At 61.4% G+C, this 23,843-nt stretch carries 35 protein-coding genes; 8 read left to right on the forward strand and 27 right to left on the reverse strand.

The annotated features are described in order from the left end of the window. The 7 genes from SKTS_RS15610 to SKTS_RS15640 are packed head-to-tail and all read right to left on the reverse strand — an operon-like array spanning nt 1 to nt 6,053. A complete protein-coding gene (locus SKTS_RS15610) occupies nt 1-1,503 on the reverse strand; it encodes a phage portal protein (protein WP_173067098.1) in 1,503 nt (500 codons plus the stop codon). Further along, nucleotides 1,503-1,724: a phage head-tail joining protein gene (locus SKTS_RS15615; RefSeq protein WP_173067100.1), complete on the reverse strand. Its 222-nt coding sequence runs from the start codon at nt 1,722-1,724 to the stop codon at nt 1,503-1,505. Before SKTS_RS15615 ends, SKTS_RS15610 begins: the two co-directional genes overlap by 1 nt. A gap of 6 nt (nt 1,725-1,730) precedes the next feature. Beyond that, nucleotides 1,731-2,327 carry a hypothetical protein gene (locus SKTS_RS15620; protein ID WP_173067103.1) on the reverse strand — a complete coding sequence of 199 codons (597 nt, stop codon included), beginning with the start codon at nt 2,325-2,327 and terminating at the stop codon, nt 1,731-1,733. Nucleotides 2,328-2,330: 3 nt separating this feature from the next. Further along, on the reverse strand, nt 2,331-3,122 hold the full coding sequence (locus tag SKTS_RS15625; RefSeq protein ID WP_173067106.1) for a hypothetical protein: 792 nt from the start codon (nt 3,120-3,122) through the stop codon (nt 2,331-2,333). Between the two features lie 21 nt (nt 3,123-3,143). Next, nucleotides 3,144-3,509 carry a hypothetical protein gene (locus tag SKTS_RS15630; RefSeq protein WP_173067109.1) on the reverse strand — a complete coding sequence of 122 codons (366 nt, stop codon included), beginning with the start codon at nt 3,507-3,509 and terminating at the stop codon, nt 3,144-3,146. Between the two features lie 25 nt (nt 3,510-3,534). Then, nucleotides 3,535-5,502 carry a phage terminase large subunit family protein gene (locus tag SKTS_RS15635; RefSeq protein WP_173067112.1) on the reverse strand — a complete coding sequence of 656 codons (1,968 nt, stop codon included), beginning with the start codon at nt 5,500-5,502 and terminating at the stop codon, nt 3,535-3,537. After that, nucleotides 5,502-6,053, reverse strand: coding sequence for an elements of external origin (locus tag SKTS_RS15640; protein ID WP_173067114.1), 552 nt, complete (start codon nt 6,051-6,053; stop codon nt 5,502-5,504). Before SKTS_RS15640 ends, SKTS_RS15635 begins: the two co-directional genes overlap by 1 nt. Nucleotides 6,054-6,168: 115 nt before the next feature. Here SKTS_RS15640 and SKTS_RS15645 point away from each other — a divergent pair, with 115 nt between their 5' ends. The 8 genes from SKTS_RS15645 (at nt 6,169) to SKTS_RS15680 (ending at nt 8,703) form a co-directional block, all read left to right on the forward strand. Beyond that, nucleotides 6,169-6,438 (forward strand): hypothetical protein, encoded by a 270-nt coding sequence (locus tag SKTS_RS15645; RefSeq protein WP_173067117.1) that lies wholly within the window; start codon nt 6,169-6,171, stop codon nt 6,436-6,438. A gap of 89 nt (nt 6,439-6,527) precedes the next feature. After that, nucleotides 6,528-6,737, forward strand: a complete 210-nt coding sequence (locus SKTS_RS15650; RefSeq protein WP_173067120.1) for a DUF6900 domain-containing protein — start codon at nt 6,528-6,530, stop codon at nt 6,735-6,737. A 90-nt stretch (nt 6,738-6,827) separates the two neighbouring features. Continuing rightward, complete coding sequence (locus SKTS_RS15655) at nt 6,828-7,382, forward strand: DUF3489 domain-containing protein (RefSeq protein ID WP_173067123.1); 555 nt, start codon at nt 6,828-6,830, stop codon at nt 7,380-7,382. Nucleotides 7,383-7,397: 15 nt separating this feature from the next. Next, entirely contained in the window at nt 7,398-7,628 is a 231-nt protein-coding gene (locus SKTS_RS15660) for a hypothetical protein (protein ID WP_173067126.1), read from the forward strand. 62 nt (nt 7,629-7,690) lie between these two features. Beyond that, entirely contained in the window at nt 7,691-7,903 is a 213-nt protein-coding gene (locus tag SKTS_RS15665; RefSeq protein ID WP_173067129.1) for a hypothetical protein, read from the forward strand. 103 nt (nt 7,904-8,006) lie between these two features. After that, on the forward strand, nt 8,007-8,201 hold the full coding sequence (locus tag SKTS_RS15670; protein ID WP_173067132.1) for a hypothetical protein: 195 nt from the start codon (nt 8,007-8,009) through the stop codon (nt 8,199-8,201). A 113-nt stretch (nt 8,202-8,314) separates the two neighbouring features. Continuing rightward, nucleotides 8,315-8,518, forward strand: coding sequence for a hypothetical protein (locus tag SKTS_RS15675; RefSeq protein ID WP_173067135.1), 204 nt, complete (start codon nt 8,315-8,317; stop codon nt 8,516-8,518). An 11-nt stretch (nt 8,519-8,529) separates the two neighbouring features. Continuing rightward, nucleotides 8,530-8,703, forward strand: coding sequence for a hypothetical protein (locus tag SKTS_RS15680; RefSeq protein ID WP_173067138.1), 174 nt, complete (start codon nt 8,530-8,532; stop codon nt 8,701-8,703). Here SKTS_RS15680 and SKTS_RS15685 read toward each other — a convergent pair. From SKTS_RS15685 to SKTS_RS15780, 20 genes are all read right to left on the reverse strand, one after another. Continuing rightward, entirely contained in the window at nt 8,644-9,942 is a 1,299-nt protein-coding gene (locus tag SKTS_RS15685; protein WP_173067141.1) for a site-specific DNA-methyltransferase, read from the reverse strand. The two genes, SKTS_RS15680 and SKTS_RS15685, sit on opposite strands and share 60 nt — an antisense overlap. After that, on the reverse strand, nt 9,939-11,348 hold the full coding sequence (locus SKTS_RS15690) for a site-specific DNA-methyltransferase (RefSeq protein ID WP_244617367.1): 1,410 nt from the start codon (nt 11,346-11,348) through the stop codon (nt 9,939-9,941). The genes SKTS_RS15685 and SKTS_RS15690 overlap by 4 nt, the downstream gene beginning before the upstream one ends. A gap of 319 nt (nt 11,349-11,667) precedes the next feature. Continuing rightward, on the reverse strand, nt 11,668-12,066 hold the full coding sequence (locus SKTS_RS15695; RefSeq protein ID WP_173067144.1) for a DUF6362 family protein: 399 nt from the start codon (nt 12,064-12,066) through the stop codon (nt 11,668-11,670). Continuing rightward, a complete protein-coding gene (locus SKTS_RS15700; protein WP_173067147.1) occupies nt 12,059-12,262 on the reverse strand; it encodes a hypothetical protein in 204 nt (67 codons plus the stop codon). Before SKTS_RS15700 ends, SKTS_RS15695 begins: the two co-directional genes overlap by 8 nt. A 1-nt stretch (nt 12,263) precedes the next feature. Further along, nucleotides 12,264-12,728, reverse strand: coding sequence for a crossover junction endodeoxyribonuclease RuvC (locus tag SKTS_RS15705; protein WP_173067150.1), 465 nt, complete (start codon nt 12,726-12,728; stop codon nt 12,264-12,266). 140 nt (nt 12,729-12,868) lie between these two features. Further along, a complete protein-coding gene (locus SKTS_RS15710) occupies nt 12,869-15,151 on the reverse strand; it encodes a phage/plasmid primase, P4 family (protein WP_173067152.1) in 2,283 nt (760 codons plus the stop codon). Beyond that, on the reverse strand, nt 15,144-15,359 hold the full coding sequence (locus tag SKTS_RS15715; RefSeq protein WP_173067155.1) for a MerR family transcriptional regulator: 216 nt from the start codon (nt 15,357-15,359) through the stop codon (nt 15,144-15,146). The genes SKTS_RS15710 and SKTS_RS15715 overlap by 8 nt, the downstream gene beginning before the upstream one ends. Continuing rightward, complete coding sequence (locus SKTS_RS15720) at nt 15,356-16,093, reverse strand: PD-(D/E)XK nuclease family protein (protein WP_173067158.1); 738 nt, start codon at nt 16,091-16,093, stop codon at nt 15,356-15,358. Before SKTS_RS15720 ends, SKTS_RS15715 begins: the two co-directional genes overlap by 4 nt. Beyond that, the gene (locus SKTS_RS15725; protein WP_173067161.1) at nt 16,090-16,584 is read right to left on the reverse strand and encodes a DUF6511 domain-containing protein; all 495 of its coding nucleotides are present in this window, start codon (nt 16,582-16,584) and stop codon (nt 16,090-16,092) included. The genes SKTS_RS15720 and SKTS_RS15725 overlap by 4 nt, the downstream gene beginning before the upstream one ends. Further along, nucleotides 16,581-16,793: a hypothetical protein gene (locus tag SKTS_RS15730; protein ID WP_173067164.1), complete on the reverse strand. Its 213-nt coding sequence runs from the start codon at nt 16,791-16,793 to the stop codon at nt 16,581-16,583. Before SKTS_RS15730 ends, SKTS_RS15725 begins: the two co-directional genes overlap by 4 nt. A 10-nt stretch (nt 16,794-16,803) precedes the next feature. Continuing rightward, the gene (locus SKTS_RS15735) at nt 16,804-17,424 is read right to left on the reverse strand and encodes a hypothetical protein (RefSeq protein ID WP_173067167.1); all 621 of its coding nucleotides are present in this window, start codon (nt 17,422-17,424) and stop codon (nt 16,804-16,806) included. 46 nt (nt 17,425-17,470) lie between these two features. Next, entirely contained in the window at nt 17,471-18,274 is an 804-nt protein-coding gene (locus SKTS_RS15740; protein ID WP_173067170.1) for an ATP-binding protein, read from the reverse strand. Beyond that, nucleotides 18,274-19,023, reverse strand: coding sequence for a BRO-N domain-containing protein (locus SKTS_RS15745; RefSeq protein WP_173067173.1), 750 nt, complete (start codon nt 19,021-19,023; stop codon nt 18,274-18,276). Before SKTS_RS15745 ends, SKTS_RS15740 begins: the two co-directional genes overlap by 1 nt. Further along, a complete protein-coding gene (locus SKTS_RS15750; protein ID WP_173067176.1) occupies nt 19,020-19,310 on the reverse strand; it encodes a hypothetical protein in 291 nt (96 codons plus the stop codon). Before SKTS_RS15750 ends, SKTS_RS15745 begins: the two co-directional genes overlap by 4 nt. Beyond that, nucleotides 19,307-19,810, reverse strand: coding sequence for a hypothetical protein (locus SKTS_RS15755; RefSeq protein ID WP_244617368.1), 504 nt, complete (start codon nt 19,808-19,810; stop codon nt 19,307-19,309). The genes SKTS_RS15750 and SKTS_RS15755 overlap by 4 nt, the downstream gene beginning before the upstream one ends. Then, on the reverse strand, nt 19,807-20,085 hold the full coding sequence (locus tag SKTS_RS15760) for a helix-turn-helix transcriptional regulator (protein WP_173067179.1): 279 nt from the start codon (nt 20,083-20,085) through the stop codon (nt 19,807-19,809). Before SKTS_RS15760 ends, SKTS_RS15755 begins: the two co-directional genes overlap by 4 nt. A 179-nt stretch (nt 20,086-20,264) precedes the next feature. Further along, on the reverse strand, nt 20,265-20,750 hold the full coding sequence (locus SKTS_RS15765; RefSeq protein ID WP_198420378.1) for a hypothetical protein: 486 nt from the start codon (nt 20,748-20,750) through the stop codon (nt 20,265-20,267). Beyond that, the gene (locus SKTS_RS15770; protein ID WP_173067181.1) at nt 20,747-22,165 is read right to left on the reverse strand and encodes a recombinase family protein; all 1,419 of its coding nucleotides are present in this window, start codon (nt 22,163-22,165) and stop codon (nt 20,747-20,749) included. The genes SKTS_RS15765 and SKTS_RS15770 overlap by 4 nt, the downstream gene beginning before the upstream one ends. Next, nucleotides 22,162-22,632 carry a DUF2924 domain-containing protein gene (locus SKTS_RS15775; protein ID WP_173067184.1) on the reverse strand — a complete coding sequence of 157 codons (471 nt, stop codon included), beginning with the start codon at nt 22,630-22,632 and terminating at the stop codon, nt 22,162-22,164. Before SKTS_RS15775 ends, SKTS_RS15770 begins: the two co-directional genes overlap by 4 nt. A gap of 352 nt (nt 22,633-22,984) precedes the next feature. Next, a complete protein-coding gene (locus tag SKTS_RS15780) occupies nt 22,985-23,842 on the reverse strand; it encodes an OST-HTH/LOTUS domain-containing protein (RefSeq protein WP_244617369.1) in 858 nt (285 codons plus the stop codon). Nucleotide 23,843 lies beyond the last annotated feature (1 nt).

A 23,843-nucleotide genomic window follows, 5' to 3' on the forward strand; every position in this document is an offset into this window, starting at 1 on the left:
TCAGTTTCCTTGCGGTTGAGAATCGGGTGGCTGGACCACTGGTGCCGGCGTCGGCAATTCGTGACGCGGGTCGGAATCGAAGACCAGACCGAAGGCATCCGCCCGGGCGTTGTCAGCGGCGATTTCGCGATCCACGTCCTCGGCGTCGTAGCCGTTGGCCGAGATGGCTTCCGAACGGGACATGAGGCCCGAGCGAATCGCCGCTTTCATGGCATCAGCCTCCTTCAAGGGATCCACCCACTGCCAGCCTTGGGGAATCCATTTGACGGCCTGGTACTCACGGCGCTTGGCAGTCCCGTCCCGGGCATAGCCCGTCAGCGTGAGTGCGCCTTCGAGAACGGCTTGTGCCATCCAGGCTTGCCAGATCGGACGGCACAGTTGATGGACGATCACGCCATGCTGCAAGGCTTCGACACGGCGGCGAAACTCCAGCAGCCCGGCCCGGATCGAGGAGTAATTGACTTGAGTGAGATCCCCGGTCAGTTGCTCGTAGGTGACACCCATCGCCGCCGCCACCGCGCGAAACTGCATGCGCAGGAATTCCGAGTAGGAACCGCCGACATCCGCTGGCTGCGAGAACTTGATGTCTTCACCCGGTTCCAGAATCTGCATAGTACCGGGCTCGAGACCCGCGAGCGCCACGCCGTTGGGGTCGGACAATCCTTCACCGAGCAGGTTGTCCTCGGGAGCGAGGCGTGTCACAAAACCGGCAAACATCGCGGCGGTCTTCTTGCGTACCAGTTCGGCGTCGTCGTATTGGTCGAGTTCGTTCAGTTTGACGAGTGCTCGCGCCAGCCACGGCTCGCCGCGAATCTGTCCCGGGCGCAGTGCCCGGAAAAGGTGAATGATCTCGGTGGCATCGACACGCACAGTGGTAAGCCCGCCGTCACCCGACATCGGGGCCAGCATGCCGTCCTCGGGGTGCGATCGGTAGAGGTGGTAGGCCACGCGCCGTCCAAGCCGGTCGAACTCGATGCCGGCACGGATCAGGTTTCCGTTTTCTGCCGTGGTGTTGAGTGTCACCGGCAGATGCTCGGCTTCCAGTACCTGAAGTTGCAGCGCCACCGGCAGTCCATCTTCGGGTCGGCGATAACGCAGCCGCACCAGGGCTTCGCCACCTTCGAGCATCGCCCGACAGGCCAGCGCCTGCAGTCCGTAGAAGTCGGTGAGTCCTGCGGCATCGGCGTCGACAGTCCAATCGCACCACAGTGCCTGGATGGCTTCGCGTATCGTTGCCTCCTGCACCATCGATTGCGGCTTGATGCCGGTACCGATGGCGTTGGCCACGTAGGACTCGAGCGCCGAATTGGCCCACGCATTGCGACGCACCAGATCACGGCTCTTGGCCCGCAGTTCGTGCTGGGTGAAGAGCATCGCGGCGACTGCGCCCGGATTGCCGACCGACCAGGCCAGTGCCCGACGACCGCCGCCAACCCCATCGTAGGTGGGCGAGCCGCCGAAGAGTTTGCGGCCCATGCTGCGAAAGGTTTTGAACAAGCGCATCACGTGCCCTTCGACGTAGTGACCCGGATCTGCCGGGGTGCGCGGGGCCACAGACCGGTGTCAGCCGCTTGCTCGTAGAGGCCGCGTTCGACTTCGAAGATGGCTTGGCGTAGCTCCTCGACAGAGCGGTACTCGACCGTTTTGTCTCCGAAGGTGACGCGCTTCTCGCCCTTGGCCAGCGCGGCTTCGAGGGCGCTGAGTTGTTCTTCCGTATAGGCCATGATTTTCTAGGCGACCTTGGTGGCTACGAGATTGCTGCCGGCCTTGACCACGGCATTGGAGGCGGCGACCTCGGAGGCGAAGCAGATTTGCAGATTTCCCGCCGTAGCCCCGGTCACCACCAGAATCGAGCCCCTGGCCAGCGTGTTGGCATTCGCCGTATCGATGGCCGTGGTGGCTGCCCCGACATCAACCGCCCGCTGGTTTGCCAGCGTGGATGCCGTGAGTGATGTCGGCGTGCTCCACTGCGCCACCACGGTGGCACCTGTGGGCACCGTCTGGGTGAGTCGAATGCCGGTGGTGGTCTCAGCCGTCTGGAACATCACCTGAGCATCGATCGCGTAGGTGCTGTTGGCTGCCAGCGCGATCGCAAGTCCGGTGACGTTGGCCAGGGTCGTCGTGTTGTTGGTGACATCGGCCGCAAGGCGGGCAGTCGTCAAGCGCGTATCGGCGCTACCGAGCAGGGTCATGTCGACCCACGCCGTGCCATCGCACCAGTACGGCTTGTTGTCGGTGGACAGCCGCGCAATGACTCCGGCTAGTGCGGCTGAGGCGGCTGGCAGCACGGAGACGACCGGGGCTGCCCGGTAGGCCAAGTCCTTCACCGATTACCCCATCACCACGACACGGTAGGCATTGCTGGCCGGCGCGGCGGCGAAGTTGAGTCGTGCCGAATTGGTCGTGGGCAGACTCACGTCGCAGTTCACCTGCTCGTAGTTGCCGGAGGCTTGATAGACCTGAACGAGGACATCGCGCGTCGCAAAGTTGTGATTGACGTCGAACTGCGTGGCGCTGCCGTCGCCAATGGTTGCCTGCGCGCGACGGGTTTTGTTGGCCCAGGTATTGAGCTTCAGGGGCGTAACGAAACGCAGATCGTCGGTGCCACCATCGGTTTCGGCCTGCGTCGCGATTTCGGCTATGCCAGAACTGGTTTCCGAGGCCGCGCCGATCGCGGCACCGAACTGCAACCAGGTCACCGACCCGGTGTCGAGCACGAAATTGACGACCGACTGCCGCCAGCTCGTGCCCGCCGACGTGCCTTCCTCGACCGTGGTGACTGCTTGTTCCAGCTCGTTACTGGTCGAGGCGTCAAGACTGCGCGTCATGGCCACCGCCGCGCCGTTCCAGATGTAGAGACCGTTTTCCGATCCGACGGTCTGGGCCTTGACCAGGATGCGGTCGCCGACCGTGAGCGTGATGCCGTCGATCGATGCACCCGGCGAGGAGAGGTTCACGTTGGCCTGACTCGCCACCCGGCACGAGTCCTTCCACGCCAAGCCCTCAACCGCCGAGTTGAGATCCTGCTGGCGTACCGGTTCGTCGGGATTGACCGGGGCCGGAAGATTGCGGATGCGGGCGACGCCGCCAAAATCGAGATCAGAGAGTTGCTTGCGAGACATGGAGGTTTTCCTTTCAGGTGATCAGGTAAGACGAGCGATCCCGGCAACTGGAATCGCAAAGCGAATGACGAGTTGGTTGAAGCTTGTGTGCACGACATCGGCCTCGACCTCATTGCCGCCGGTGTCCAGAATCGTCACGGCGGGCCGCATGCCGAGGTTGTGATTGATCGTCCAGACCGTGTTGGCCTGGGACTGCAAGTGCGTATAGGCCACGCCGCCACTGGTGCTCCCGCCATTTCCCCGGGCGGCCAGTTCGTTGATCGCGGTGACCAGATTCGACTTGTCCAGTGTGTCCAACTGGTCGATGCCGCCGATCCGCGCATCGACGCCGGCAAACTTTTCGGCAACGCGTTCGACGAAGCTGAGGATCTGGGCTTGCAGCGACATGGCGCTCCGCTAAGTGGCGAGTTGGTTACGTAAGCCAGCGGCTGCGCACCAGGCGACGAGTTGGCCTCCGGTTGTCAGAAACAGCGAGGCCACCTCGTTGGGTGGCCTCGGGTTCAGGTTCGTTGTTGGTCAGATCGGGTGGCGGGGCCAGTCCGAGTTGTTTTTCCAGTTCTCGCCAGTGGCGTTCTTCGAAGCGGTCGAGGCCCGATGCGGCGGCCGCCGCGCGGGCATAGACGTAGCAGTCCAGTGCCTCGTTACGCTCGCGCATCTTCTGCCACTCGCGAATCGCGAAGCCGTTGCGGTCACGCCGGGTCACCAGTTGCTCGGCGCAGAGTTGCTGGATGAACTCAGCGTCGACCTTCGGTAGATGCACAAAGCCCACTGGATAGATCGTGGTCACACCATCGTCTGCCACATCGGCTGACTTGCGCAGGTTGTTGTAGAACTCCAGTTTGGCAATACCACCCGCGACCGAGAACACCTTGATGCCCCGGCGTAGTTTCTTGCCGCCGGTTGTCGCATCAACCGCCGTCGGGGTGCCGACCAGTGCCGCCCCACGCGCCACACCTTTGACCGCCATCACGCGAGAATCCCGCACCGCGCGCACGAAGGTATAGGCTTCCTGAGTGGCAAAGCCGGTATCCAGCGCGAAGCGCACCAGCGGTACCGATGCCCCGGAGGCATGCGTCCAGGTTTCCTCCAGCAGGCGAGCCAACTGATTCCAGACCTCGGGTCGCGCGGTATCGCCCATCAGCACCCGGTGCTCGACAAGCCATGAAGCCTTGCCACGCCCGAACGCCCAGACGGAGGCTTCGATGCGGTCCTTCTGAACGTCGCCACCACCGGTCAGGAGCAATCCACCATCGGGAATGGATCCCATCCGGTAGTCTTCGCGTCGTTCCAGCAGGCGCTGCCAGTCGGGCGCTTCGCCTTCCTCGACCCACGTTTCACCGAGTTCAGTGTTCTTGAACGTCTTGATGGCGGCGGCCGATCCGGCTTCCTTGCTGATGGCACTCTCCCATGCGGCGGCGATTTCCCGCCAGTTACGCCAACCAATCGGGCTGTACAGGCTCGACAAATGGAAGCCGGCGGTCTTGCTGGGTACTTCAGCCATTGCCCGCCATTCACCGTGTTCCAGCATCCACGTCTTGTGATGCTCAGGAATCGGTACCTCGCAGGACTCGCAGACGTAGGCAGCCGTGTCGGGCCGATTACCGCTTTCGTCACGCTCCCAGCGCAATTGCTCGAAGCGCAACCACTGCCGATGCCCACAGTGCGGGCACGGCACGAAGTAGCGACGTTGATCACTGGCTTCATATTCGCGTTCGATAGTGCTGACGCCAGCAATCGTTGGCGTTGATACGATGAAAATCTTTCGGCGCGCAAAGGTGCGGGTGCGGGCCTCGGCCAAGGCCACCGCGCTCCCCTCACCATCGACGTCGATCGGATACCCATCGACCTCGTCGAGAAAGAGGTAACGCACCGGCATCGACCGCAGCCCCACGGCGCTGTTGGCCCCGGTCATTACCAGGACTCCGCCGCGAAATTCCTTCGCCAGAATCGTGTTACCCGAATCGCGGCTGCGTGCCGGCGCAATCAGTTCCTTGAGGATGGCTGACTCTTCGATCAGCGGATCGATTCGCTGCTTGGAGTTGCGCTTGGCCATCTCCACCGTTGGCCAGACCGCCATCATCGGGCCGGGCGCGTGATGGATCACGTAGCCGATCCAGTTGCTGCCCATCTCGGTCGCACCCAACTGGGCTGCCTTCATGAACACCACCCGCTCGACCGGCGAGGTTGGCGACAAGCAATCCATGATGGCCTTCAGGTACGGCGTGCGGCTGGTGCGCCAGCGCCCCGGCTCACTGGATGCCTTGGAGGACAGCATCCGATGCCGATCCGACCACTCCGAGACCGAGAGTAGTGGATCCGGAATCAGACCTTCGCGCCAGGCACGCTCGATATCGAGTTCGCCATCGTAGTCCGTGTCCATCAATCCACCCGGGCGCGCAGTTCGCCTAACTCCATCAAGTGCTCACGCACAGCCGCCTCGATCGCGACATGCAAGGCATGGGCATCCACTTCGAGTTTTGCGGCCATTTGCGCCGAGATGCGTGCTGGCCAGTTAAGCCAGGCATCGCGTTCAGTGCGGGCCAATCGAAACACATGGGCGATGGCCTGCGAGCGATCAACCAGATCACCTTTGAGCCGCGCCAGGCGCACCTTGTTGGTCTGCGCTTTGACGACCTCGTTGACCGTGCGCGCCTGCAAAAGCGAGGTGCCACCGGTAGAGAGTGTCGGCGTCGGCGATTCGGCCGCTGGTTCTTGAGCGACCGAGCGGGGTGATTTTGTTGCGGCCGCGACCTTTGGCGTTGCCGAGGCCTTGCGCGGTGACGCGGTGTTCTGTTCCCACTCCCGATCGGCTTGCTCCGGATCGATCGTGCCATCTGTCCCTTGGCTAATCCGGCCTGTGTCGATGGCCTTCTTAACGGCAACGTGAGAGACGCCGCGATGCCGGGCGTAAGCGCGAATCGACAGACCCATGATTTACATCAAGCCGGGCGCAGATGTTCTCCAACAGATGCGATTCCCCGCTTGGCTTTCCTCCTTAACAGCGCGTTCATGCAATCACCATCACCAACGTCGCAAGGAGACACACATGAACGCCAACCCCATCGACACCCTGGGCAAGAAACTCGGCGATACCGCCTTGACCTTGCTGATTCGTCTTTACCCGGACGTGCGGATCGCCACCACCGAGCAACTCGACGCCGCTTGCGCTGCGATGCGGGTCAAGTCCCGGTCAGTGGTCGATGAACTCCTTGACGACGCGCGTGACGCACCGGGGGTAGCACACATCGCGTTTCAAACCGCCGCGTTGACCCTCGCGCACGAAGGAATCCGGGTGCTGCAGGACGCTCGCAAATGAATCGCCGAAGCCACGCAGAAAGAGCTTGGCTTCGCTCTCGAACAGCGCGTTCATGCAATCACCATCAACGTCACCCAAAGGAAATCACCATGAGCCAGATCGACAACATCCTGACCCTGATCGCCCAAAAGCACCTGGACATCGACACCCTGGAAACCCAAAAGTCGGACCGCCTCGACTTCCATGACGTTGCGGTCTGGCGCTTGCGCGATGCCCTCGAGGCAGCGTTCAAGGCGGGTGCGGAATTGGGCGCGTCGCTTCCGAAGGCCACCGAGCAAGAAATTGCCAACGCCACATAAATAAGTCGGAAGTCGGCGAGATAACGCTTGGCTTCCGTTTCAAACAGCGCGTTCATCCAATCACCATCAACACCACTCAAGGAGATCACCATGACCACCGACATCAAACTCACCGACACCCAGCGCCAGGTTCTCGAGCACGCGGCCAATCAACCCGAGGGCCGAATCACCTGGTTCCCTGACAACGTCAAAGGCGGGGCCCGTCAGAAAGTCATTGCCGGGCTGTTCAACAAGGCCCTCATCACCAGCAACGGTGGCCAGGACTGGTTTGTGGCCGCCGAGGGCTACGACGCCCTTGGTCTTGCACGACCCACGCTGGCCAGTACTCATCCCGACCCCGAGGTCGAGGCCGCCGTGTCGGCGGCAGAGGCCCACTGGGCGCAAGAAAAACAGGTGGCGGCCAAGCAACTGATCAAGGTCGGCGTCGAGGGGAAACCCCGCACCCGCGACAACAGCAAGCAGGCCACCGTGATCCAAATGTTGCAACGCCCCGAGGGCGCGACAATCCAGCAGATCATGGATGCCACTGGCTGGCAGGCGCACACGGTGCGCGGCACCTTTGCCGGCGCATTCAAGAAGAAACTGGGCCTCAACCTGGCATCGGAAAAGGCTGAGGGCAACGACCGCGTTTATCGGATTGCTTGATCAGGAGCCGCCGTCATGTTGAAACTCATCACCATCCTGGAAGACCTCAAAGTGCAACCGCGCCAACTCACCGAGGAGGAGAACCTCTACCTCCATCAAGTCGGCGACGAGTTACGCCGAGCGGAAAGCGATGGCGCCCGCTGGCGCATCCTTGAGCGTGAGGGACTGAGTCGCCTTGATGGCTTCAATTTCACCGAGGACGTCATCGCCAAACTCACCGAGGTGCGTCGCGCCGCCATGAACTAAAGAGCTTGGCTTCCTGATTGAACAGCGCGTTCATACAATCGTCATCAACACAGGAGAGCAACGTGAATTCAGCAACCAACTTTCACCTCAGTCAACTTCGACCACTGGTTGGCGGAACAATTTCTGCCCTCGCCAGAACCGGTCCGCATGACGACGCGGCGGAGAACGAATTTTTCGGTTTTGTCGTCACACTGCCGGATGGCTCGACGCGAACGATCCTCCTGCTCTCTGACGATGAGGGCAACGGCCCGGGGAGCTTCGAAATTCTCAACTGAGATTGATTCAAATAGATTGCGAAGTGGCCGAGAACAGCTTGGCTTCCTGATGGAATAGCGCGTTCATACCGGTGTCGCAACAATCAACCCGAAGGAGAACATCATGCAAACCAACGACGCCCTCCAGCAGCATGCCAACTACGATGCCGACGACTACGCTTACCTCACCGCCAAGGGCTGGACGGACGCTGAGATCCTCGCGCGATGGAATGCCGAAGCCAAATCCGGCACCGGCCCGTGCCGGTGGCAGACCGACTCGGCGCGCAGCAAACTGGCCGCCGTTACGGGTCGCCGCTAGGCCAATGACAAGCCAAGCAAGAAGAGAGAAGATAGTTCAATCTTCCGCTTGGCTTCTCAATCGAACAGCGCGTTACTACGGGTGTCGCAACGATCAACCCGCAGGAGAAAAAAATGACCACCAGCACCCTCAAGAACCTGATCAAGAGCACGATGTTTCGGTTCAACACCCTGGCCAACGCCTCGAGTTTTGCGAACCGCGCCACCTACCCGATGCGCCTCGTCCTGGGTGACCACGACGGTGAGCGCGGCGAGTATTGGGTGGTGACCCCGGCCGATGCATCGCGCCTTGAGCGCGCCGGCTACGAGATGGCATAAAGGAGAGCGCAATGACGACCACCCTCGACCAACGCATCACCGGCCTCGAACCCGGCCAGGAAATCCGCATCTCCGGCACCAACGACCTCTGGGTCACTGCCGAGCGAAGCGGGAACGGTATGTGGCTACGTTTCGTTCGCCACACGCCCAACGGCTTCACGGTTTTCAAGACCACCCGGTTCTGACACCAGGGCATCAAACGCCACCCCGTCCGACTGGCGGGTGGCCTGCGCCCCGGCATAGTCTTGCCAACGGCGCACAATCACATCGACGTACTTCGGATCCAGTTCGATCAGCCGGGCCTTGCGGTCTGACTTCTCGGACGCAATCATGGTTGTGCCCGAGCCGCCGAACGAATCCAGCACGATGTCACCCGGTCGACTGGAATTTCGCACCGCACGTTCGACCAACTCAACCGGCTTCATTGTCGGGTGCAGATCATTCTTGTGCGGCTTCTTGATGTTCCAGACGTCACCCTGGTCACGCGCACCGCACCAGTGCCGGGTTCCTTCGGCTGGCCAGCCGTACAGGATCGGCTCAAACTGCCGCTGATAGTCGGCATGCCCGAGCGTGAAGGTGTGCTTCGCCCAGATGATGAACGTCGACCACTTGCCACCTGCTGTACGAAAAGCAGACTGCAGCACATCGAGTTCGGAGGAGGACATCGCCACGTAGATGCCACCACGGCAGTGGGCCAACGTGGGCGTCAGTGCCGCCAACAGGAAGTCGTGAAAACCAGCGCCGAGGTTGTCGTTCAGGATCGGTCGATCCGTTCCCCGCATCTTGTCCTTGGCGGTATTGGCATAGTCCACGTTGTAGGGTGGATCGGTGAACACCATGTCGGCAGTCTCGCCGGCCATCAGCGCCTCGTAGGTGCTGGCGTCCGTCGAGTCACCACAGATCACGCGGTGGTTGCCGCAGAGCCAGACATCACCCGGGCGCGTTATCGACGGGCCGGCTTCGGGAACAGAATCCTCATCGGTCTGCCCCTCGGTCGTCGTCTCTTCGCCGGCGAGGAGATCGGCAAGCGCATCGGCATCGAAGCCGGTCAAGGACAGATCGAAGCTGTCGTCCTGGAGCGCGGCCAGTTCGACCTGCAGCATGGCGTCGTCCCAGCCTGCGTTCTCGGCGATGCGGTTATCCGCGATCACCAGGGCGCGACGCTGGGTCGGCGTTAAATGGTCGAGCACCACGACCGGCACCGTAGCGATGCCAAGTTTCTGTGCGGCAGCCAAACGGCCATGCCCGGCCACGATGACCCCGTCGCTACCAGCCAGGATCGGATTGGCGAATCCGAACTCGGCGATCGAGGCAGCGATCTGAGCCACTTGTGCATCCGAGTGCGTGCGCGCGTTCCGCGCATAGGGCACGAGCTTGGCGGTCGGCCACTGTTCGATCTTGTCGGCGAGCCACGAGATCGTCATGCCGGTGCTCCCAATCGTTCAGTGACGACCGCATCAAAGGTCTGACCAGTGGCCACGAGCGTGACTGGCACCTCCGGAAAATTCTGCTGGAAGCGTTTGACCGTCACATCGACATACTCTGGTGCAACCTCGGTGGCCCGAACCACCCGACCAGTACGCTGCGCCGCGAGGAGCGCGGTGCCAGAGCCGCAGAACGGTTCGAACACGATATCGCCAGCATCGGTATAGGTTTCCAAAACATGCTGTGGCAACGCCACCGGGAACACGGCCGGGTGATCGATGTCCTGTCCGATCTTGCCCTTGTGCCGCATGAGACGAATCACGGAATCCGGAATCTTGGTCTCCTGGGTCACCTGGCCCACATGGTTCCAGGCCGTCTTGCTGCCATCCTTGTTGCGCATGCCGCCGGCACTGGTGCCGTCACCGCGTAGATGGGTGTCGCGGCCTGCGTAGATGCAGGGCACGATCTTGTTCGGGCGACGCGGCTCTGAGTCCTTTCGGTTGAAGTGGAAGACGAATTCGAAGGCGGGTGCCAGCCGGCCATTCCAGTCGCCGGGCAATCCCGGCCCCTGGTCCCAGACGTACCAGGCGAAGCGCCGCCAGCCTTGGGTGCGCATCCAGTCGAGCCAGCCATCCCAGTAGGGGATGACTTCCTGCTCGCGGTGAATCAATCCGAGATTGACCAGCACCTGGCCATTGGCCGCCATCGGCAATTGATTGAATACGCCACGCATCAGGGCATCCCAATCAATGATGGTGTTCGTGTAGTCCCGCTGGTTGCCATATGGCGGCGACGTGAAGCAAAGGACTGCTGTGTCGCCGGCCATCAGCGCAGTGACCACAGTGGCGTCGGCGGCATCACCGCAAATTACTCGGTGCGCACCCAGTTGCCAGACGTCGCCGGAACGCGAGACTGGATTGACCGGTGCATCAGGTACATCGTCAGCCGCATCCTCGCTGGTGTCAGTCGAGTCATCGGTGCCCGCACCGGCCTCGGCATCGACCAGTAGTTCCTCGATCTCGTCGTTGGTGAATCCGGTGAGCGTCAGGTCGTAACCCGACTCGGATAACTCGGCCAGTTCAATCGCCAGCATTTCCTCATCCCACCCGGCGTCGAGCGCCAGGCGGTTGTCTGCGATTACGTAAGCACGCTTTTGCGCCAGCGTGAGGTGACCCAGTTCGATGACCGGCACTTCGGCCAGCCCCAACTTGCGCGCGGCAGCCAGACGACCGTGGCCCGCAATGATTCCCTGGCTCCCATCTACCAGGACGGGATTGGTCCAACCGAATTCGACAATGCTGGCCGCGAGTTTCGCCACCTGCGCATCGGAATGCGTGCGGGGATTACGCGCAAAGGGGATCAGCGTCTCGACCTTCCGGTACTCGACGCGCAGGGTTTCGATCATAGGAATGCAAAAGCCCGCCACAGTGGGCGGGTCATCAATGGGGTGGTAACTGGTTTCGGGTGGTAACCGGGGTGGTAACTGGTAACCCCGTTGCACGGCCTGACGCTATCGAAAGGCCGGGCTCACGCCCCCCGCATGGGTTTTTGGCCAGGAAGGACCCGTCGAATCCTCTGACTGAGAGCGATGTAGTTTCACACCCGCACCGCTCGCCAGATCATAGCTGTCATGCTACCGAAAATGCGGGGTAGATGTTGCACGGTCAAAAACCGCTGATTGCCGTTGATTACAGCTCTTGCACACTCATTCCCGCCAATTCACGTCAAAACACTACCGCGCGATGAGTCTGCTCGTTGAGGCGTTCGGCAACGATCTGCAAGGCCCGTTGCCACCGTCTCCACGCCGTTGTTCGCTCGCAACCGAAGCGACGACAGATGACTTTCCACTCGTATTGCTTGGCCCGCATCCAGACAAGGTGTCGCTGCTCAACCTCGAGCCATTGCACCCAGCGCATCGTCTCCATCATTCGATCGATGGCCTGCGGGGTGGGCGGCAAGGGGCGGTAGACGTGCTCGTCATCGGGGCAGGACTCCCATACCTCCCGAGCGAAGGCAGGCCAGACATTGAAGTAGCCCTGCATCCTGACTCGAGGCAGTCGCCGTCCGGTCTCTGCCGCATCAGAAAATCGTGCTGCCACATCCTCCATCGTCCATTCAGCCATGACGTTTCCCTCCGTAGAGGCGCTCGCCGATCCGTCGCACGAACTCCCGCTCAACGAAGTCCAGACGGTCGTCCTGCTCGGACACCACGAGGATGTGCTGGTCGCGCCAGCCGAACTGTTTGATAGTTTCCAGGTCGGTGGTCTGCGGTTGCAGGCGACCGAGAGGACAGCGGTATTGCTGTGCAGGGATCTTCACGTCACACCTCCTGCGTCTCGATGGCCCAGTGCAGCAATGCCAAGGCGTCGGCTTCGTTGTCGTCTTTGGGGGCGTGACCACGTGACCGTGCGGCTGCGATCACCTCGTCTTTGCCAGCATTGCCTTTGCCGGTCGCGTGTTTCTTGATCGTGCCGACTGGCACGCCCTGGTACGGAATGTTCTGATGCTCGCACCACGCGGTCAGGTGTCCCATGAAACCGCCGTAGGCGTGCGCGGCATCTACGCCCGCGTGACGTCGTACCTCTTCGAAGTACACCGCGTTGATGTAGTGGCTGGCCGACAGCAGTTCGTTGAGCCAGTGCTTGAATCTGAGGAAACGCATGCCGCCACCCTCGAAGCGCTGTGGCTTGAAGCATTGCGTGCCGCTGAGGATGCTGCCATCCATGTGGTGCAGTGCCCACCCGGTATTCGTGCCCAAATCGAGGGCGAGGATCGTCGTGTTCATGTGTTCAGTCCTTTCTTGCTCTTGGTCTGACGCAGCCGACACGGTTTGTCGAAACATTCCATGAGGCGCGCACGCGCACACGTGTGGAGAGTTACGTGAAAGAGCGTCGGCTGCGTCAGACGGATGGTTTTTCATGAGCGTCAGTTGTCTGCGTAAGGGGTGTAAGCGGGCGCGGGCGGGTTCTTGAGGCCGATCCCCTGAAATCCCCGCACACCCACGCTGTTGCGCCATTTCTCAACTCCGCGTGTGATGAGCAGATCGGAAAAGCGCCGCTGCGACCCACTGAATTCGCCCGCCGCTTCCGACCATTGCTTCCAGTCGGTAAACAGTTCGGCAGTCAGCGACTTGGCGTTGGGCTCGCGCACGCAACACTCCTCCAGCCAGCGGCCCAGTGCATCCTCGGCTTCGAAATACTCCTCGGTTGCCTCTACCACCCGCTGGGGAGGATCGAGCCGTCCCAGACGTTGCCAGTCGAGACAGCCCTGCACCGCCCAAGCCAGGATGCCGTCACGCTCGGCCAGCAATTTCTGCTGGAGATGTTTGTCGCGGCGATCGGGCGGCACGGTGATCGTGAACGGGATCAGATGCAGGCGCCGCTTCATCGCCTCGTCAATGTTGCGAATGGCCGGCTTGTGGTTGCCCGCCACGAACAACTTGAACTGCGGGAAAAACTCGAAGAAGTCCTGGCGCATAAAACGCGCGGAGATCTTGTCGCCCCCGGTCAGGTTCTTGACCTTCGATTCGGCCCAGCGTCGCCCCTGCTCAGTTTCGATGGCTGCCACGAAGCGTGCGCCGCGCAGGCCCGCCATATCGGTCGGATGCCGGTCGGTGCGCGTTTCCATGAAGGTATCCATCGGCGCGTTGGTCGCGTAGTCGCCGAGGATGGTGGCCAGCGTGTTCACGAACACCGACTTGCCGTTCGCGCCCGTGCCGTACAGAAAAAACAGCGCATGCTCTCGCGTCGAGCCGGTGAGTGCATAACCGACCATTCGCTGCAAGTAGCTCTGCAACTCTTTGTCACCACCCGTGACCTCGTCGAGGAATTGACGCCAGGTCGGGCACTCGCCCCCGGGCGTGGCCGTGGTGATTTTCGTCATCCGGTCAGCACGGTCATGTGGACGCTGCCTGCCGGTCTTGAGATCGACCACGCCCCCCGGGGTGTTGAGCAACCACGGGTCGGCATCCCACTCCTCGGTGGTGGCAGCATGTCTGCGGTCCGCGCGTGATAGCCGCTCGACGCCACCGACCGTACTCGCGCTGGCGAGCTTGGCCGCCACTTTGGGATTCTCGGCACGCACGGCGGCATGCCGGCAAACGCTGCGGATCAGATCAGTGGCGGCCAGTGTGTCCTCGGTGCGCCAGCGGTTACCGTCCCAGACCAGCCAACGGCCCCAGGTCGCCACGTAGCGCCAGTCGCGGTGGTAGCGTCGGGTGAAGGCCAGCGCCAGCGCATCCTCCGTGCCCCAGACCGACTCGTCGCTGCTGGCCACAGGATCGGCATCAACGGTGATGTCGTGCATCTGCAGGCGCGGGCCATGAGCGAGAAATGCCGCAACGTCAAACCCCTCGGCCATGGCGTCGGCCGCATCCCACCCATCGGCTGCCTCTTCTGGCGGATATAGAATGTGGCAGGTTTTCGCGCCCGCCGACAAGATGGCCTGCGCTGCCTGCGTCGCATAGTCCCAGCCCGGCTTGTCCCGGTCAGGCCAGATCAGCACGGACTTGCCGGCCAATGGCGACCAGTCGGTTTTCTCCACCGGGGCATTCGCACCGTGCATCGCCGTCGTGGCAGTGACACCCGCATCGATGAGCACCTGGGCGCATTTCTCGCCCTCGACCAGCACGACCTGCGCGGCATCCTTCATCCCCGGCTGGTTGTAGATGGGACGAGGCTCGGGCGGAGCCATCTTTCGGCGTTTGGCGTCCCACGGCCGAAATTCCTTCTTGCGACCGGGCGGGTCGTAGCGGTAGACCACCGCGATCAGATTGCCGGCCGCGTCGAAGTAGTCCCATTTCGCCGTAGCTGGACCGAGTTCATCGACGGGTGGCTCCTTCTTGGCCTTGCGGGATGGAGTCGACGGTGCTTGCCCAAGCAGATCTGCCGCGTGCTGAAGCACACGCGGAAAATCGGTCTGCACATTGGCTCCCAAGTGGGCCGCGATGAGATCGAAAATGTCACCGCCATCACCGGTTGCACGATCGGTCCACAGCCCGGTCTTCTCTCCATCGAGAACGACCTCGAGGCTATCGCCGGGGCTGCCAAGCACATCGCCGATGAGAAATTTCCCTTTGCGCTTCTTGCCCGCAGGGAACAGTGTGGCCAAGACCGATTCCAGTCGAGCGACGAGATCGGCTCGCAACGACTCACGGGTCACCCCACTGTCCTGTGGCAACTCAGCAGGGGCATCGTTGAAATCAAGCATTCGACGCGCCCCCCTGTGCCAGCATCCAAGCTTCCAGCTCCTGCAATTTAAAGCGCACGAGCTTGCCGACCCGGTAATGCGGTATGCCAAGCCGCTGACGCTCCTTGGGATGAGTGAGTAAGTACATCGGCAGATTCAGGCAATGGGCGGCCTCGCTTGCATCAACCAAGCGCTCGCCGAGTACATCGTTGATGGATGAAGGGTTCATGGTGTATTACTCCAGCACCGGTCCTGCCATGCGCACATCCGGCACTCAAAGTGGGCGGGGTCGAGAAAGCCGCGTGGCAGCAATTCGCCGGCATCGGTGGCCGAAATCACCTTCAGCGCGCGGTCGGACATGCGCTGGGCCAGCGCCGCATCGAACGGCACCAGTTCGGTGTAGATCTCCATGGTGTCGGCATTGATCGCCGTGAAGATTGCCGGCTGTTCGTACAACTCCATATAGGCCTGGTAGATCGCTACCTGCGCGGCGTAGATCGGCTTGGCCACGGCCAGCCGGTTTTTCTCCAAGTCACGCCAGGACTTCGAGCCGAGGCACTTGCACTCCCAGAGTGCTGGGTAAGCAAAGCCCTCGGGGCCATCGACGATGACGCCATCGATGTGCCCCTGCAGGCGTCCGCCGACCGCCGAGAAGCCGAACTGATCGCCACTGGGTTTACGTGTGCGCAGATCGAACCCAGCTGCCCGCAACCACTCGACCATGCAGTCCTCCATGACGTGGCCGCGCGCGAAGATGCGTAACAAGCGCCCATCATGGTCACGGCCATGATCGACCGGCGCCTTGGCAAACTCGTACTGCAGGGCACGTTCGCATGACGCCCCGAGGCGCGAAGCACCCAGGTACTCTCGCTGCACCTCAGCGGAACGCAGACGTTGCATTCCGGCGTCGACCAATGCGTTGATCTGCCCAGAAATGCTGGAAGAGGAATTGAAGTCCATCATTGCTTCGCCTCCTTCCCGTCTTCCCACGGCAAGTCGTCCTCCAGATCGGCGAAAGGGTTCGCCATCGGGTCAGGGGTCGGCGCCATGCCACGTACCGGCGGGAACTTGGTCTCCTCGTGATGCTCGACCATCGCATCGGTGTAGCAGGTGACGATGGCGTCGATCACGCGCAGTGCCTCGGCTTCGCTGTAGTCGCCGAGCGGTTTGGAAAACCCAATCTCACTGGCGGCCTCGCCGAAGGATTTGAGGCACTTGCGCATCGCGGCCAATTCGACGTCAGAGGGGTCGATCATGGCGACCTCCTTGATGCGCTTTCCGCCATCCTTCACGCGCAGCCAGTTGCCATACAGGGCGTGAAACACATCCTGACAGCGGCGTGAACAGAACACCCAGTCGATGGGGTAGCGCCGAGGGTTGCCGATGCGATGCCGGTTGTCGGAATAACCGAATCCCCTGGCCTGTCGCTTGCAGACCCAACACTTTCCGCTCATACATGACCACCTCCCGACTGCGATCCACGCCGGGCACGGACGACATGATCAGCGCAGAACGCGTCCAACTCGACATAGTCGTTCCGAATAGCAGTCGTGCCGATGCGCACACCCTTCGGATGGCGGCAACGAGCGATACGCAAGCCGCCAATGTCGCTGGCACTTGTTGGATCGAGATGATGGCAATTGCCACAACGTTTTCCGTTCATGCCGACGCTCCTACTGTGCCCAGGCCGGCTTGCCGGTTGCAGCCGGACGCTGAGTAGTCGCATGGGACGGATTCGCCTGCGCTGGCGCAGCGGAACTGCCGCCACTCGGCACCTTGGGCACCATGCCCATCAGCGCCGCGTAGTCCTTGTGATCGGGTTCGACGGCCAGCTTGACCACGTTGCGGTTCTCGCCCTTGGCGTCCTTTTCGACATCCACGCGGGCCAGAAACTCGATGCCATCCAGGTCGGCGAAACCGTTGATGCGCCGGGCAGTGGCGGCTTGGGGTGAGTTGTCCTGAGGTGAGACATTGCGAGAGGAATTGAGGATGCCGCGAATCATGCTGCGGCCCATCTGACCCCAGGCTGGACCTTTTCGGGATTGCAGGCCGATGTTCGACCACAGCTTGCGTTTGGCAAACGGGCCTTCCAACACGACGAACTCGCAGGCGAGGTAGACGCTGCCGGTGTCGAAGCTCTCGGTGGCATAGCCACCGGTCCAACCCTGGGCAGGATCATCGTGGCCACCCGGCTTGATCGTCATGCGCACCTTGACGAGCGCCCCCTTGGGGATGAGATCGAAGCCTTGTTGCTGTTCTGCATCATTGAAGTCCTGCCATGTGTTCTGGTTCATGTGTTTCTCCTTGAATTGGGTCAATGCGATGGATTGGTCTGCGGCCTCAGTTGCTCTGGGTGCCGAGGCATTTCTGGATGAGCTTGCCGAGATCCGGCTCCTCGATAGCGTCGAGGCGGCCACTGCGGTCCTTGCTCGGGTAGCCGAAGGTGTTGTCGGCGCGGGTGACAAAACCCCGGTAGGTCGTGCCGTCGTCGGCCTTGAGGATGGCCAGGGTCACGACCTCATCAAGGACGCCAGGCAGCTCCAGTGCGGTCTTGCTGCCTTCCAGCTGCAGCTGGTAGTAGCGCCGGTTGAAGTCATCGGTCTTCTCCTCGAGGATGGCGACGTAGATGACGTGCTTGTCCCGGACGTGTTGCAGGTGCGTGAGCGCCGTGATCATTTCCTGGCCCAGCAGGCCGTAAGCGCCCCGACTATCCGGTTTGCCGGTCTTCTCGCTGAAGGCCTGCGGCTGGGTCTTGCACCAGGCGAAGCACAGGCGCGAGAGCACGGTCAGGCTGTCGACGAAGTAGGTGTCGTATTTGGCTAGCTGTGCCGGGTCGCCATACCGGGTGCAGACATGCTCGAAGTGGGCCTGCGAGAACGCCTGTTCGGCGGTGGCGGTCGGCATCGGGCCGGCGAGGAACACCACGAGATCGCGGAACTCTTGCCAAGCGCGCGGCCGCACGGTGTCACCCGGCCAGTCGCGCACCGAGAGATCACCAGCTTCGAGATCGACGAACAGCGTGGAATCGGCCGGCAGGGTCTTGAGTTGGGTAGTCTTGCCGACACCAGGGAAACCGACCAGGCCGACCTTGGCGCTATGCCGCTCGCGCTTCCGTTCATCGGCAGAAATGATGGGCAGCGACATCACGCGACCTCCTTGAGCAGATCGGCGACTTCAGGCCGCCAGAGGATCTGGTAGCCGGAGTGCCCATTGCGGGAGTACGGCAACGCTTCGCCCCATGCCTGTCCGGCATCGGTCATTTCCCACTCGTCACGGTCGTTGCGATTCTGGAATCCCAGAGCCGCCAGCCGGAGGTTGACCGCCCTGGCCGACAGACCGATTTGCTCACCGAGCTTTGTCGGGTTCACCGCTGCCAGAGGATCGTTGCAGGCGGGCAGCGCCCGACGCATCGTCTCCACCGACAATCCCGTGTTCTCCTGGATGCAGGTGAGCGTTGCCGCCATGGCGATGCCCTGCTTGACGCCGGGCACCTTGGCCACCGCCTCGCCGATCATCAGGATGGCGGTGACGCGATCCTGGGTCGGCGCTGGCAGTGCAGCCACGGAGCCGGGCGCCGCATAGGAACCGGTCTTGCGGATCGAGGGCAGTACCTCGTGGGTCACCCAGCGCTTGAAGCGCTTGGCTTCGGGCTTACGGCTGCCGAGCACCAGGTTGAAGAGACCGGACTCGTTGACCACGGTCATCTCCTGCTGCCCGCCTGGGGTGTGAATTGAACTCACCCCCTTTTCGTCGTCGTCCAGACGCTCCAGTGCCTTGCGATCGAGGTTCAGGGTGGACAACAGATCTGCGGCAACGAACATGGGCTCGCCGTCCTGGCCGAAGACGACACGCACGTCATGCGACTCGAAGTCGAAGGCGACGATCTGGTTCATTTCGTCACCTCCACCGCGATTACGCCCACCGTGTCCGAGCCGATGCAGCCATTCTCACGGGCCAGGGTGTAGAGGCTGTCGAGCGCGCTGCGGCGACGGTGGATGCTCGCGCTCTCGGCATTGAGGGTCTGGATGGCGAAGGCCACTTCATCCAGGGTGGCGTCGAGCAGGGGCTTCTCCACCAGATTGCCGTAGCGGTCCTGATAACGGATCGCGGTGGTCAGGTGTTCGCCGGTATAGGCGCCGAGCTTGGCTTGCAGGGATTGATGCAGGGTTGGGCTTTTCATTCGTGATGCTCCTGGACGAGGGCAATTCGGTAGCTGGTTTTGCCGGGTTTTACGGTGCGGGCCTTGGCGAACGTCTCCTTGAGGGGCGCGGGCCAAGCGTTGAAGCGGGTCTCGGAAATCGAGTAGTCGGTGTCGATGTAGTCGCCGACCTTGTCGCCGGCAGCGGCGATGCGCTGTGCGATCTCGGCCAGTTGCGGCTGATCCCAGACGACCTTTTTGGGAACGTCGACCGTGATGCGCAGCGGCCCATCAGAGAGATGGCAGACGCCGAAGTCCTTACCGGATGCCTGCCTGACTGCCACGGCCTGCTCGGCATAACGCTGGTCGAGCGCAGCATGGAAGCGATCGAGCACGCCCTTGACCAAGGACTGCAAGGTCAGCAGATTGGTGTGTGCCTCTTGCAGCTGTGCTGGCGGCAGCGCGGCGATCTGAGCAACGCTCATTTCGGCCAACGGCATGGCCTGCTCGATGTCGACAGGTGAAGTGTGGGAGGTCATCATGCTTGCCCTCCTGACTTCGCCACGCGCTCGGAGGTCGAGTCGTGCAGCGCGCTATATTCGAAGTCGATGACGGCTTCGAGGGGATAGCTGACTCTTTTCGACAACTTGAGGTAGCGAGGTCCGCGACCTTCGCTGCGCCAGCGCTGCAAAGTTTTGGGGCTGAGACCCCAACGTTGTGCGAGCTCGTTTTCGTTCAGGACCCGGCGATCGCCAGGTGCCAGGCTGTTGATCGCCGGATGGGGCGACCGAGGGATGTTGCTTGCCGGTGTCGGCATATAAACCTCCAATGACGTTGTTGAGGAACAGGTGTCATTGGAAAATTTCGGTGGCGAACATAAGAGGGACGGAATGGCGAACCACGAGGAAACTTCTGGTTCGCCATTGCCGGGATCGCAGAAGCAGAAACGGCGAGCACAGGGCTCGCCGTCGTGGCAGATTTATTGGCGTCAGTGGTTCAGTTCGCGAACCCCAGCGCTTTGCGTTGCTCACCCCAGTCACGTGGCAGCTGGTCACGCCTACCGCGCAAGGTATGAAGGTTCAGGTCACGGGGCTGGCGCCCATCGAGAACCGATTCGATGATGTCCGGCGCCAGAGTCGTCAAGCGCAATACTTCTGCCACCCAACCAGGCTCAAGCTTCAACGAGCGGGCCAAGTCATTCGCGGTGGGATAGCGCCCCTCATCGAGCAGGCGCTGCCAGTAGAAAGCTTTGCCCAACATCCTGATCATCGGCAGATCGTGGCCACCGGCACCCAGCACAGAGTCATCACCGGCCGGCGGAATCATGACCTTGCGATTCTGCTTGCGGCGGATGGTGAGCGGCACTACCGTTACCCGCTGTTGGCCGGTAGTGTAGTTGCGGGCATCGCCGACGATGTCGATACGAACCATCCGCAGCCGGGGATTGTCGGCCTTCATGGCCAGTTTGGCTTTTTGTCTCATGCGAACGCCTCCTCCGTGGATTCCTTCATCTCCTCGACCAATGGGTGTGAGGCAATGTCAGTCCCCAGGCCGAGCCAACCATCTTCGCGCCATAGGATGTCCAGTCCTTGCCCATGCAGTTGGATGCGCTCGATCAGCAGTTGGGTGATGCGTTGCTGCTCGATCGGGAAAAGCTGTTCCCACACAGCGCCGATGCGTTGCATGGCAATCACCACATGCGCCTCATCGAGATTGGCGCCCGCAGCATGCCTCTGGCAGGAACGCCATGTGGCCACCAAAATCTCTGGTGAGCGCAGGGCCAAGTGAATCTGCTCCAGAACAGCAGCCTCGATCTCGGCTGCGGGCAGCGCACCCACATCTATAGCCCCTGGCTGCAGGGTGGCTCCGGCATTTCTCCGCTTGTGCAGGTAGGGCACGTAATAGAGATAGAGGCGTCCGTTTTTCTTCTTGGTGAAATGGTGAATCATGCGCTGCCCATCGGGTGCAAACAACAGACCCGCCAGCAATGCCGGGTGTTCGGTGCGATGCTCGCGCGGGCCCTGCTTCCGCCGTTCGATGAAAGCGTGGGCTGCATTCCAGATTTCTGGAGAAACGATCGCTTGGTGCTGCCCCGGATAACTCTCGCCCTTGTGCACCATCTCGCCAAGGTAGATGCGGTTGCGCAGCATGGCGAACAAGTATTGCTGATCGATCGGTCGGCCAGGGCGATGCAGACCACCCTGCGTAACCCAGGATTTCGTGGTCTGGCCCTCGATGGCAAGTTCGCGCACAAGCTGTGCCGCCGAACCATGCTCGGCATATCGGCAGAAGATGCCGCGCACCAGCTCGGCTTCGGCGGTATTGACGATCAGCTTTCGCTCGACGACGTCGTAGCCGAGTGGTGGCATACCGCCCATCCACATGCCTCTGGCCTTGCTCGCGGCGATCTTGTCGCGGATACGCTCGCCGGTGACCTCGCGCTCGAACTGCGCGAAGGACAGCAGGATGTTGAGTGTGAGCCGCCCCATGGAGGTGGTGGTATTGAACTGCTGGGTGACAGAGACGAACGACACCCCGTTGCGGTCGAACACGTCGACCAGTTTGGCAAAGTCTGACAAGGCTCGAGTTAAGCGATCGATTTTGTACACCACGACAATATCGACCTCGCCGGCCTCGATATCGGCCATGAGGCGTTTGAGGCCGGGACGATCCAAGTTGCCGCCGGAGTAGCCGCCGTCGTCGTAGCCATCACCAACAGCAACCCAGCCTTCGTGGCGTTGGCTGGCGACAAATGCCAAGCCGGCATCTCGCTGCGCTTCCAGGCTGTTGTACTCCTGGTCCAGTCCCTCGTCGGTGGACTTGCGCGTATAGATGGCGCAGCGTTTTTTGGGGACGATAGGCTGCGAAGGCGCTGCCATGGTGCGGTTCGCTCTCATGGGGCCTCCTGCTTACTGCGCGCCTTGAGTCCGAAAAACAGCGGACCTGACCATGGGCATCCGGTGATCACCTTGGCCAGCGCCGTCAGGCTCGTGAAACGCTGCCCCCGGTATTCGAAGTCGCGCACACCGCGCACCAGAACATGGTGTTCGACATCATCATAGATGCGCGTCAGGATGGTGCCCGGCAGGAGGCGATCGGCTTCGCGTTGAAGATTCTTGGGCATCACTCCGGTCTCGCCGATGCTCTCCAGTTTGCGCCGTACCGGTACCTTGAGACCGCCGAAAGCCCGCTCCTGAAGTTTGTAAGCCAGTCGGCTCTCCAGCCAGGTACGGTGATGGTGATTCGGTCGCTGATCAAAGTGCTCGTCCCACATTGCCCAGATGCTGTCCATAGGCAACAGGGGAAGTTGAGCAATGCGAGCCGAGACTGTTGCTGTATCGGGCAGGGTTGCGTGTGTCGTCATGGGCGAACTCCTTCTTGCTGATTGGGGTTCGCATTCACGCGCTGTGGGTGGGAGAAGCCAAGGCAAACCGGCTCTCTATGGCCAGATTTATCTGGATCGTCTGACGCTGAATTTCTGGTGCGCAGTCGCAGCAATGCGGCAGAGAGCAAGTCGGCGATTTCTTCGCGCGCGTGTCGGGGGCTTGGGGTGCCCCTGTCGATGGAGATGAGTTCGATGTCGTGCATGATGGTGAGCGTTCCATAAGGTAACGCTGCTCATGCTATGTACGAGTGCCACTCCGAGTAACGCGTTTTAGCGGGAGTGCGCGGAATCAATGCGCCTGGGAATCGCGAACAAGCGCGCAGGTCCTTGGCTACGCCTTCTTGGATCGATACCAGGCAGCACGCTGACCATCTACTTCGCGGTACCGAAGATCAAAAAAACGAGACTCGTGCACCACCTGCCGCCAACTGCTGCATCCATACTTTGCGGGAAGTTGTTCGGGGTGGCGCTCGACAATCCACCTTCCAGCCATGGCGACTGGGGTCCATCCCTCAACAGCTAATTCACCCGCAGCTTCCCGAAGCGCTCGCACAATGCCGGAAGCAGGCCAATCTACTGAGCCATCCGGGGCGATGCCATTAACCACAAGATCGTGAAATACGTCTGACTGGACGAACTCAGCCGCCAACTGTCGCGCCTGATCCATGTGCTCCGCCCAGCCACGAAGTTGCTCAAAGTGCTGGTCGATGCGGCTGTAGGCAGCAATTAATGCGTCGTGCGCTCCACGGCATCCGTCCTGACTCCAAAGGTCGTGCTGATCGATGAAGTGGTGCACCAGGTTATTTCGCAGCAATACCAGTTCCTTCAGATCGTTCTCTGTCCGCACATAATCTTCGGCGGAGATGCTCAGATGCATCCGCATCCCGAACGAAATGACGTCCTCGGGCGCATTGACCGAGACATCGGCACGAGTATCACCTTCATCGGTGACGACATACGATCCGATAAGTTGGCCAACCAGTGTGCCAAGCGTTTTGCTGGCTGTGTCGGCGATGCGCGCAGCACGGATCGACTCCAGAGCATGGGCAGGCCCTGCGATTTCATGGTGCGCCACGATGGCCTTGATCAGACGCTCATATTGTTGCAGCCGAAGCAGGCAGCGGCCCAACAATCGCTGAACGTCATGCTGCAGCGTCTGCAGTGTGCCGTCTGTGGGTAGCGTCGTCATG

It is taken from the genome of Sulfurimicrobium lacus, assembly GCF_011764585.1.
GTDB classification, from domain to species: Bacteria; Pseudomonadota; Gammaproteobacteria; order Burkholderiales; family Sulfuricellaceae; genus Sulfurimicrobium; species Sulfurimicrobium lacus.

Coding starts and splice junctions, on each gene's coding strand:
- SKTS_RS15610 (WP_173067098.1), bottom strand. CDS start 1,503: ATGCGCTTGTTCAAAACCTTTCGCAGCATGGGCCGCAAACTCTTCGGC.
- SKTS_RS15615 (WP_173067100.1), bottom strand. CDS start 1,724: ATGGCCTATACGGAAGAACAACTCAGCGCCCTCGAAGCCGCGCTGGCC.
- SKTS_RS15625 (WP_173067106.1), bottom strand. CDS start 3,122: ATGTCTCGCAAGCAACTCTCTGATCTCGATTTTGGCGGCGTCGCCCGC.
- SKTS_RS15630 (WP_173067109.1), bottom strand. CDS start 3,509: ATGTCGCTGCAAGCCCAGATCCTCAGCTTCGTCGAACGCGTTGCCGAA.
- SKTS_RS15635 (WP_173067112.1), bottom strand. CDS start 5,502: ATGGACACGGACTACGATGGCGAACTCGATATCGAGCGTGCCTGGCGC.
- SKTS_RS15640 (WP_173067114.1), bottom strand. CDS start 6,053: ATGGGTCTGTCGATTCGCGCTTACGCCCGGCATCGCGGCGTCTCTCAC.
- SKTS_RS15645 (WP_173067117.1), top strand. CDS start 6,169: ATGAACGCCAACCCCATCGACACCCTGGGCAAGAAACTCGGCGATACC.
- SKTS_RS15650 (WP_173067120.1), top strand. CDS start 6,528: ATGAGCCAGATCGACAACATCCTGACCCTGATCGCCCAAAAGCACCTG.
- SKTS_RS15655 (WP_173067123.1), top strand. CDS start 6,828: ATGACCACCGACATCAAACTCACCGACACCCAGCGCCAGGTTCTCGAG.
- SKTS_RS15660 (WP_173067126.1), top strand. CDS start 7,398: ATGTTGAAACTCATCACCATCCTGGAAGACCTCAAAGTGCAACCGCGC.
- SKTS_RS15670 (WP_173067132.1), top strand. CDS start 8,007: ATGCAAACCAACGACGCCCTCCAGCAGCATGCCAACTACGATGCCGAC.
- SKTS_RS15675 (WP_173067135.1), top strand. CDS start 8,315: ATGACCACCAGCACCCTCAAGAACCTGATCAAGAGCACGATGTTTCGG.
- SKTS_RS15680 (WP_173067138.1), top strand. CDS start 8,530: ATGACGACCACCCTCGACCAACGCATCACCGGCCTCGAACCCGGCCAG.
- SKTS_RS15685 (WP_173067141.1), bottom strand. CDS start 9,942: ATGACGATCTCGTGGCTCGCCGACAAGATCGAACAGTGGCCGACCGCC.
- SKTS_RS15690 (WP_244617367.1), bottom strand. CDS start 11,348: ATGATCGAAACCCTGCGCGTCGAGTACCGGAAGGTCGAGACGCTGATC.
- SKTS_RS15695 (WP_173067144.1), bottom strand. CDS start 12,066: ATGGCTGAATGGACGATGGAGGATGTGGCAGCACGATTTTCTGATGCG.
- SKTS_RS15705 (WP_173067150.1), bottom strand. CDS start 12,728: ATGAACACGACGATCCTCGCCCTCGATTTGGGCACGAATACCGGGTGG.
- SKTS_RS15710 (WP_173067152.1), bottom strand. CDS start 15,151: ATGCTTGATTTCAACGATGCCCCTGCTGAGTTGCCACAGGACAGTGGG.
- SKTS_RS15715 (WP_173067155.1), bottom strand. CDS start 15,359: ATGAACCCTTCATCCATCAACGATGTACTCGGCGAGCGCTTGGTTGAT.
- SKTS_RS15720 (WP_173067158.1), bottom strand. CDS start 16,093: ATGATGGACTTCAATTCCTCTTCCAGCATTTCTGGGCAGATCAACGCA.
- SKTS_RS15725 (WP_173067161.1), bottom strand. CDS start 16,584: ATGAGCGGAAAGTGTTGGGTCTGCAAGCGACAGGCCAGGGGATTCGGT.
- SKTS_RS15730 (WP_173067164.1), bottom strand. CDS start 16,793: ATGAACGGAAAACGTTGTGGCAATTGCCATCATCTCGATCCAACAAGT.
- SKTS_RS15735 (WP_173067167.1), bottom strand. CDS start 17,424: ATGAACCAGAACACATGGCAGGACTTCAATGATGCAGAACAGCAACAA.
- SKTS_RS15740 (WP_173067170.1), bottom strand. CDS start 18,274: ATGTCGCTGCCCATCATTTCTGCCGATGAACGGAAGCGCGAGCGGCAT.
- SKTS_RS15745 (WP_173067173.1), bottom strand. CDS start 19,023: ATGAACCAGATCGTCGCCTTCGACTTCGAGTCGCATGACGTGCGTGTC.
- SKTS_RS15750 (WP_173067176.1), bottom strand. CDS start 19,310: ATGAAAAGCCCAACCCTGCATCAATCCCTGCAAGCCAAGCTCGGCGCC.
- SKTS_RS15755 (WP_244617368.1), bottom strand. CDS start 19,810: ATGATGACCTCCCACACTTCACCTGTCGACATCGAGCAGGCCATGCCG.
- SKTS_RS15760 (WP_173067179.1), bottom strand. CDS start 20,085: ATGCCGACACCGGCAAGCAACATCCCTCGGTCGCCCCATCCGGCGATC.
- SKTS_RS15765 (WP_198420378.1), bottom strand. CDS start 20,750: ATGAGACAAAAAGCCAAACTGGCCATGAAGGCCGACAATCCCCGGCTG.
- SKTS_RS15770 (WP_173067181.1), bottom strand. CDS start 22,165: ATGAGAGCGAACCGCACCATGGCAGCGCCTTCGCAGCCTATCGTCCCC.
- SKTS_RS15775 (WP_173067184.1), bottom strand. CDS start 22,632: ATGACGACACACGCAACCCTGCCCGATACAGCAACAGTCTCGGCTCGC.
- SKTS_RS15780 (WP_244617369.1), bottom strand. CDS start 23,842: ATGACGACGCTACCCACAGACGGCACACTGCAGACGCTGCAGCATGAC.